The sequence below is a fragment of the Streptomyces antimicrobicus genome (assembly GCF_020532625.1).
In the GTDB taxonomy this organism is placed as follows: domain Bacteria; phylum Actinomycetota; class Actinomycetes; order Streptomycetales; family Streptomycetaceae; genus Streptomyces; species Streptomyces antimicrobicus.
This window is the reverse complement of record NZ_JAJAUY010000209.1, coordinates 1-7612: the sequence shown is the minus strand read 5'-3', so window position 1 is coordinate 7612 and position 7612 is coordinate 1. Positions and strand designations below refer to the sequence as shown.

Below are 7612 nucleotides of genomic sequence, written 5' to 3'. Positions count from 1 at the left end.
CCGGCCGTGCGGGCCGCGGGGGGGGGGCGGGGGGCCGGGTCGGCCGGTCGACCGCCGCTCGGCCGGCCGCCCGGGACCGTCGTGATCAAGCCGTGCACGTGCACCGGCCGGGACCGATCGCAGCGATCGGTCCCGGCCGGTTCCGTGTTTCGGCCGATTCAGTCCTGGAGCAGGAACAGCGCCCAGACCACTTTCCCGGTCAGGCGCCCCGCCAGGGGGTGCCAGCCCCAGCTGTCGCTGTAGGAGTCGACCAGGAAGAGCCCCCGCCCGGACTCCGCGTCGCAGTTCTCGTCCGTCCGCTCGGGCGAGAAGGCCCCGCCGGGCCGGTCCTCGCTGGGGTCCCGCACGGCGCACACCAGCCGGGTGCTCCACCGCATCAGGTGCAGCCGCACCGGGGGTTCCTCGACCGGCCGGGCCTCGTCCGGCAGGGCGTGCCGCAGCGCGTTGGTGACCAGCTCGGAGACGACCAGCGCGACGTCGTCGAAACGGTCGTCCAGGCCCCATTGGGTCAGGGTGGACCGGGTGAACGAGCGGGCGCCGCGCACGGCCTCGTAGCGGGCGGGCAGGGCACAGGAGGCGGACCCGGAGACAGCCGTGGGGTCGACCGGGGGCAAACCCTGCCGTAACGGCTCGAGCACGGTCGATCCATTCGTCCCCATGCGAGGCACTCCCGGGATTCGCGGACGGAGCGGCGGCACTGTCCAGAAAGAACTGCGGGGTGGGTCCGGCGCCGGCGCGAAAGAGCACGCAGGTGCGCGGCACCATCGTTCCGAATGCGGTTGTCAGATGCAAGGGCAGATGCACGTGCACGCGCCGGACCTGTCCGCTCCCGTGACGGTTCTTGCTCATTTCTTCCTACGCTTACTTACGGACTTCTTTTCCGGCAGGCTGGATTCCGTTACAGAACGAGTACGGGCCGCTGCGTTTTGGTGGCAGACTGCGGCCCCTGGGGTACGGGGGCCCCGCGACGCATCCACCGATGGGGAGGGCAGGACTAGTGACCGCAGAAGCCAGCGGTTCTGTGGTGCGCCGCATCCTCCTGGGCTCCCAACTCAGGCGCCTGAGGGAGTCCCGCGGCATCACCCGCGAGGCGGCCGGCTACTCGATCCGCGCATCCGAGTCGAAGATCAGCCGCTTGGAGTTGGGAAGGGTGAGCTTCAAGGCACGCGACGTCGAGGACCTGTTGACGCTGTACGGCGTCACCGACGGCGCCGAGCGGGAGTCCCTGCTCGGTCTGGTCCGGGAGGCCAACGCGGCGGGCTGGTGGCACAGTTACGGCGACGTGCTGCCCGGCTGGTTCCAGACGTACATCGGCCTGGAGGGCGCCGCCTCGCTGATCCGGATCTACGAGGTCCAGTTCGTCCACGGACTGCTGCAGACCGAGGCCTACGCCCAGGCGGTCGTCCGCCGGGGCATGCCCACGGCCAGCGCCGCCGAGGTCGACCGGCGGGTCGCCCTGCGCCTGGAGCGGCAGAAGGTGCTCGTCAGCGAGAACGCGCCCGTCTTCCACGCCGTCCTGGACGAGGCGGCGCTGCGCCGCCCGTACGGCGACCGCGCGGTGATGCGCGGCCAGCTGGAGCACCTCATCGAGATCTCGCAGCGGCCGAACGTGCAGCTGCAGGTGATGCCCTTCTCCTTCGGCGGGCACGCGGGCGAGAGCGGCGCGTTCACGCTGCTGCGCTTCCCCGAGTCCGACCTCCAGGACATCGTCTATCTGGAACAGCTCACCAGTGCCCTCTACCTGGACAAGGCCGAGGAAGTGGCGCAGTACGACCGGGCGATGGAACGCCTCCAGCACGACTGCCCGGACCCGGGGCAGACCCGGGACCTTCTCCGGGGATTGCTCCAACTGTCTTGAATCGCACGTACCATGACGTCGGATCAGTCCCATCATCGACTGATCGGATGGTCACCGGTGCAGCGCAACGTGCGCGCTCGCAGTAAGGGATGGCATGTCCATATTCGACGACCTGGCTCACCAGTACATCGACGGCGAATGGGTGGCCGGCACCGGTTCGTGGGACATCATCGACGTCAATCCGTACAACGGTGAGAAGCTGGCGGCCATCACCGTGGCCACGGTGGACCAGGTCGACCGCGCCTACCGGGCGGCCGCCCGCGCCCAGGCGGAGTGGGCGGCCACCGGCCCGTACGTCAGACGCCAGGTCCTCGAGCGGGCCCTGCGACTGACGGAGGAGCGCGAGAAGGAGATCGTCGAGGCGATGATCGACGAGCTCGGCGGGACGCGTCCCAAGGCCGAGTACGAGATCCACCTCGCCAAGGAGTTCATGCGCGAGGCCGTCCAGCTGGCCGTCCGCCCCGAGGGCCGCATCCTGCCGTCGCCGGTCGAGGGCAAGGAGAACCGGGTCCAGCGGCTGCCCGTCGGGGTCGTCGCCGTGATCAGCCCCTTCAACTTCCCGTTCCTGGTGACCATGAAGTCGGTCGCCCCCGCGCTCGCCCTCGGCAACGCGGTCGTGGTCAAGCCCAACCAGAACGCGCCCGTGGTCGGCGGCGGCGTCATCGCCAAGATCTTCGAGGACGCGGGCCTGCCCGCCGGCCTGCTGAACGTGCTGGTCACCGACATCGCCGAGATAGGCGACGCGCTGCTGACCCACCCCGTGCCCAAGGTGATCTCCTTCGCCGGCTCCGACCGCGTCGGCCGGCACGTCGGCTCCGTGGCCGCCCGCCACTTCAAGCGGACCGTCCTGGAGCTGAGCGGCAACAGCGCGCTGGTCGTCCTCGACGACGCCGACGTGGACTACGCCGTGGACGCGGCCGTCTTCAGCCGCTTCGTCTACCAGGGCCAGGTCTGCATGGCGGCCAACCGCATCCTGGTCGACAGATCCGTCGCCGAGGAGTTCACCGAGAAGTTCACCGCCCGGGTCCGCTCGCTGCGCACCGGCGACCCGCGCGAGGCGGACACCCACATCGGCCCGCTGATCAACTCCTTCCAGGCCGACGCCCTCACCGCCCTGGTCGACCGCGCGGTGGAGTCCGGCGCGCGCGCCCTGGTCCGCGGCCGCACCCGCGGCAACCTGGTCGAGCCCACCGTCCTGACCGACCTCCCCGACGACTCCCCGCTGCTGGGCCAGGAGATCTTCGGCCCCGTCGCCCTGCTGGTCGTCTTCGACGGCGAGGAGGACGCGCTCCGGCTGGCCAACGCGACCCCCTACGGGCTGTCCGGCGCGGTGCACACCAAGGACGTCGAGCGCGGGGTGCGGTTCGCCGAGCGGGTCGAGACCGGGATGATCCACGTCAACGACTCCACCATCGCCGACGAGCCGCTGGCGGCCTTCGGCGGGGAGAAGGCCTCGGGGCTCGGCCGGCTGAACGGCCTCGCGACCGTGGAGGCCTTCACCACGCAGAAGTGGATCTCGGTCCAGCACGGCCGCAGCCACTTCCCCTTCTGAAATTCCTCGCGCCACCGGGCCCATCTAGGACAGCATCTGACCGCGATTGCTCGTAGCGTGGGTCGTGTCGAAAGCGGCAACAGCACCCATGCAGAAGGCGGTTGGACATGTCCATTTCCCAGGAAGTCCTCGGTGACGAGCGCGGCACTCTCCTCGCATTCGTCGAGGCGCAGCGCGCGGCCCTGCGCCAGGCGGTCGAGGGGCTGAGCGAGGAGCAGGCCGCCGGCCGGCACAGCGCCAGCGAGCTGTCCCTGTCCGGGCTGCTCAAGCACGCGGCGCAGGTCGAGCGGAACTGGCTGCGGATGGCCCAGCAGCAGCCGTACGAGAGCACGGTCGAGACCCACCTGAACGGCTTCAAGCTGCTCGAGGGCGAGACCATCCCCTCCGTGCTGGCCGCCTGGGAGGGCATCAGCGCCGAGCTCGCGCAGTTCGTGGCCGACCTGCCGAGCCTGGACGAGACCTTCCCGCTGCCGCCGGCGCCCTGGTTCCCCGAGAACCACAAGGTCTCGATGCGCTGGATGCTGCTCCACCTGGTGGAGGAGTTCGCCCGGCACGCCGGCCACGCGGACGTGATCAGGGAGTCCCTGGACGGCACCAAGGCGATGGGCTGACGGACCCCTGGCGGCCCCGCCGGTCCCCGCCGCTCGCCCTGCCGCCCCGCCCCCCGCCCGCGCCCCCGCCCCGTCGCTCCGGGCACGCGTCCGCCGCGGTCGGTACGCCCTGCGCACTTGCACCTCACGCCACGTGAGGGACCACAGTGAAGGGCGTACCGACCGAAGGAGCGGAAGAAGATGAGCTACTCCGTGGGACAGGTCGCCGGTTTCGCCCATGTGACGGTCCGGACCCTGCACCACTACGACGAGATCGGCCTGCTCTGCCCGAGCGGCCGCAGCCCCGCGGGTCACCGGCGCTACGACGACGGCGACCTCGACCGGCTGCAGCAGATCCTGTTCTACCGGGAGCTCGGTTTTCCGCTCGACGAGGTGGCGGCCCTCCTGGACGACCCGGACACCGACCCGCAGGAGCACCTGCGCAAGCAGCACGCCCTGCTCACGGACCGGATCGACCGGCTGACGGAGATGGCCGCCGCCGTGGAGCGCGCGATGGAGGCACGCAGGATGAGCGTCAACCTGACCCCCGAGGAGAAGTTCGAGGTCTTCGGGGACCACGATCCCGACCAGTACGCCGACGAGGTGCACGAGCGCTGGGGCGACACGGACGCCTACAAGGAGTCCGCGCGCCGCACCGCCTCCTACACCAAGGAGGACTGGAAGCGGCTGATGGACCAGCACAACGACATCTGCCGGCGGTTCGCCGAGCTGATGGCCACCGGTGCCGCGGCCGACTCGGAGGCCGCCATGGACCTGGCCGAGGAACACCGGCTGTGGATCGACGGCAGCTACTACTCCTGCTCGTACGAGATGCACACCTGTCTCGGCGAGACGTACGTGGCCGACGAGCGGTTCACCGCCACCTACGACGCGTTCCGGCCCGGTCTGGCCGTGTTCGTCCGGGACGCCATCGTGGCCAACGCGGTCCGCAAGGCCTAGCCCGCCCGGGCCCGGCCGGTCCCTGGAACCGGCCGGGCCCCGGGCACGTTCATAATTGGGAACCGCACCGCCCGCCGCCGCCGCGACCTCGATCCAGGAGCCCGGAACCTTGTACACCCTTGCGCTCGGCCCCGAGTGGCTGTCCCCGGACTACCTGATCTCGCATTTCGGCCTGGTCGGAATCCTGGTCATCGTCTTCGCCGAGTCCGGGCTCTTCGCCTTCCTGCCCGGTGACTCGCTGCTGTTCACGGCGGGTCTGCTCGTGGCCAACGGCGAGTACATCAAGCAGCCGCTGTGGCTGGTGTGCACCCTGATCGTGGCCGCCGCGATCATCGGTGACCAGGTCGGCTACATGATCGGCAAGTTCTTCGGGCCGAAGCTGTTCAACCGGCCGAAGTCCAAGGTCTTCAAGCGGGAGAACCTGGACAAGGCGCACGAGTTCATGGACCGGCACGGCCCCAAGGCCATCGTGCTGGCCCGGTTCGTGCCGATCATCCGCACGTTCGCCCCGATGGTCGCCGGCGCCGGCGCGATGAAGTACCGCACCTTCCTGACGTACAACGTCATCGGTGGCATCAGCTGGGGCGCGGGTGTCACCGTCGCCGGCTACTGGCTCGGCCAGATCGAGTTCATCGGCAAGAACATCGAGGCCATCCTCGTCCTGATCGTGCTGATCTCCGTGATCCCGGTGGTCTTCGAGGTCCTCAAGGCCCGCAAGGAGTCCCGTCCGGCCGGGGCGGAGGGCGCCGCGGCCGGCGCGGACGCCGCCGCGGCCCCGGCCCAGCGGGGCCGCCACGCCAAGCGCTAGCGGGCCTCGGCGGGCCCCTGGGGGCCGCACGGACCGTTCGTCGTACTTTTTCCTCGCGGGGCTTGTGACGCCTCCCCACAGGGGCGTCAGAAGCCCCGCGTCCGTTTCGCCGCCGCCCGCTGCTTGGCCGCCCGGGCGGCGCCGGGCACCCGGATGAACAGCCGGGAGGTCTCCGAGCCGAGGTTCACCCCGATCGCGATCGCCAGGGCGATCGCCGCCGCGTTGGTCAGCGAGGCCAGGCCCGCGTCGAGCCGGTCCTCGGCGATGGACAGCAGCCCGTAGTACGTCGCCGAGCCGGGCAGCAGCGGCCCGATCGCGGCCGTGACGTACGGCAGGGCGGAGGTGAACCGGTAGCGGGAGAGCAGCTGCCCGAACAGGCCGACCAGCCCGGCCGCCACCGCGGTGGACGGCACCTGCGGCAGCCCGCCCGCGGTCAGGGCGCCGTACGTCACCCAGGCGACCCCGCCGTTGAGCGTCACGATCCACACCGTCGAACGCTCCTGCTGGAGCAGGATCGCGAAGGTGAGGACAAGCACCATCGAGGCCAGGATCTGCACCAGCGGCCGCGGCGGGATCTTCAGGACGTCGTCGGGATCGGGCGCGGCGTCCAGCTGGAGCCCGACCCACACCACCAGCAGGACGCCGATGACGATCCCGATGAACAGGTACATGACTTCCAGCAGCCGGGCCGAGGCGGTGATGTAGAAGCCGGTCAGGCCGTCCTGGACGGCCGCGACCAGGGCCCGCCCGGGCAGCAGCGCGAACAGCCCGCCCGTGATCACCGCCGAGGCGCGCAGGTCCACCTCGGCGATCTTCAGCGCGACGCCGATCGCGGCCGGCGGCATCGCCGCCACCACGAACTGGTAGAACTCCGGCAGCCCGCGCCCGGCGCAGTACCAGGCCAGGCGGTCGCCGAGCACGGCTCCCAGGGCCGCCGCGAGGAAGACCAGCAGGCCGCCGCCGACCAGGACGGAGGCCGCGCCCGCCAGGACCCCGGCGGCGGCCGTGAGGACCCAGGTCGGGTACGGGTGCCGGTTGCGGCGGATCTCGGCCAGGCGCCGGTAGGCCTCCTCCAGGGAGACCTCCACGTCGGGCGCGCTGATGTCGGCCACCAGCCGGTAGACGGCCGCCAGGCGGGTGTAGTCGGTGCCGCGGCGGCGTACGGTCCGGTTCGCCGAGACCGGGTCGTCCACCAGCGAGGGCTGGTGGGTGATCGAGAGCAGGGTGAAGGTGACGGTCGGCTCGCACCGGTCCAGCCCGTAGCTGCGGGCCACCGCGAACATGGCGGCCTCGACGTCCTCGGCGCCCTCGCCGCCGGCCAGCAGCAGCTCGCCGATGCGCAGCGTCAGGTCGAGCACGCGGCCCACCGAGGGCCCGGTCTCGCTCGGCTTCTGCACCGCCTCGGGGACCGGGCGGACGTCGACGGGCATCCGCAGCATGGTGCGCATGCGGTCCTGCCACGGCGACTCCGTCATCCGGGCGAACGGGAAGTCCTGGCCCGGCGTGTACGCGGGCGGGGAGGCGGCGGCGCTGTAGGTGCTCGGCGGGGCGAACGCGGAGCCGCCGTCCGACACGGGCTCCGCCGTTTCGGCGCCCGCCGGAAGGGCGAATTCCGACGTGGCCTGGTCGTCGTCCGGGACCTCGGGCTCCACGATCCCCGGAGGCGGCGCGAAGGCGCTGCGTGCCTCGTCGGATCCCGGCTTCCGGTCCTCGGGCCCTTCGGCTTCCGCCGCCACGCATCCTCCCGTCCTGGCACCCGGGTATCAGTATGCGGAACCGTTTCATCCGTGGCGAAAGCAGGGCGGGGGGGCCCCCCCCCGGGGGGCGCCCCCCCCCCCCCGCCC

At 71.2% G+C, this 7612-nt stretch carries 7 protein-coding genes; 5 read left to right on the top strand and 2 right to left on the bottom strand.

Features of this window, described 5'->3' with window-relative positions; all coding sequences use genetic code 11:
- Nucleotides 1-158: 158 nt before the first annotated feature.
- Nucleotides 159-659 (bottom strand): ATP-binding protein, encoded by a 501-nt coding sequence (locus LG632_RS28905; protein WP_226730761.1) that lies wholly within the window; start codon nt 657-659, stop codon nt 159-161.
- A gap of 320 nt (nt 660-979) precedes the next feature.
- Here LG632_RS28905 and LG632_RS28900 point away from each other — a divergent pair, with 320 nt between their 5' ends.
- The 5 genes from LG632_RS28900 (at nt 980) to LG632_RS28880 (ending at nt 5768) form a co-directional block, all read left to right on the top strand.
- Nucleotides 980-1858: a Sco1979 family transcriptional regulator gene (locus LG632_RS28900; protein WP_226730759.1), complete on the top strand. Its 879-nt coding sequence runs from the start codon at nt 980-982 to the stop codon at nt 1856-1858.
- A gap of 94 nt (nt 1859-1952) precedes the next feature.
- Nucleotides 1953-3410 (top strand): aldehyde dehydrogenase family protein, encoded by a 1458-nt coding sequence (locus LG632_RS28895; RefSeq protein WP_226730758.1) that lies wholly within the window; start codon nt 1953-1955, stop codon nt 3408-3410.
- 107 nt (nt 3411-3517) lie between these two features.
- Nucleotides 3518-4021, top strand: a complete 504-nt coding sequence (locus tag LG632_RS28890; protein ID WP_226730756.1) for a DinB family protein — start codon at nt 3518-3520, stop codon at nt 4019-4021.
- 180 nt (nt 4022-4201) lie between these two features.
- Complete coding sequence (locus LG632_RS28885; RefSeq protein WP_226730754.1) at nt 4202-4960, top strand: MerR family transcriptional regulator; 759 nt, start codon at nt 4202-4204, stop codon at nt 4958-4960.
- A 109-nt stretch (nt 4961-5069) separates the two neighbouring features.
- Entirely contained in the window at nt 5070-5768 is a 699-nt protein-coding gene (locus LG632_RS28880) for a DedA family protein (protein WP_226730752.1), read from the top strand.
- 86 nt (nt 5769-5854) lie between these two features.
- Here LG632_RS28880 and LG632_RS28875 read toward each other — a convergent pair whose 3' ends face one another.
- Nucleotides 5855-7504 carry a threonine/serine exporter family protein gene (locus LG632_RS28875; RefSeq protein ID WP_226730750.1) on the bottom strand — a complete coding sequence of 550 codons (1650 nt, stop codon included), beginning with the start codon at nt 7502-7504 and terminating at the stop codon, nt 5855-5857.
- Between the last annotated feature and the right edge of the window lie 108 nt (nt 7505-7612).

Bases quoted from the DNA above. Each gene is read 5' to 3' on its own strand.
- LG632_RS28905 (WP_226730761.1), bottom strand. From the start codon at position 659: ATGGGGACGAATGGATCGACCGTGCTCGAGCCGTTACGGCAGGGTTTG.
- LG632_RS28900 (WP_226730759.1), top strand. From the start codon at position 980: ATGGGGAGGGCAGGACTAGTGACCGCAGAAGCCAGCGGTTCTGTGGTG.
- LG632_RS28895 (WP_226730758.1), top strand. From the start codon at position 1,953: ATGTCCATATTCGACGACCTGGCTCACCAGTACATCGACGGCGAATGG.
- LG632_RS28890 (WP_226730756.1), top strand. From the start codon at position 3,518: ATGTCCATTTCCCAGGAAGTCCTCGGTGACGAGCGCGGCACTCTCCTC.
- LG632_RS28885 (WP_226730754.1), top strand. From the start codon at position 4,202: ATGAGCTACTCCGTGGGACAGGTCGCCGGTTTCGCCCATGTGACGGTC.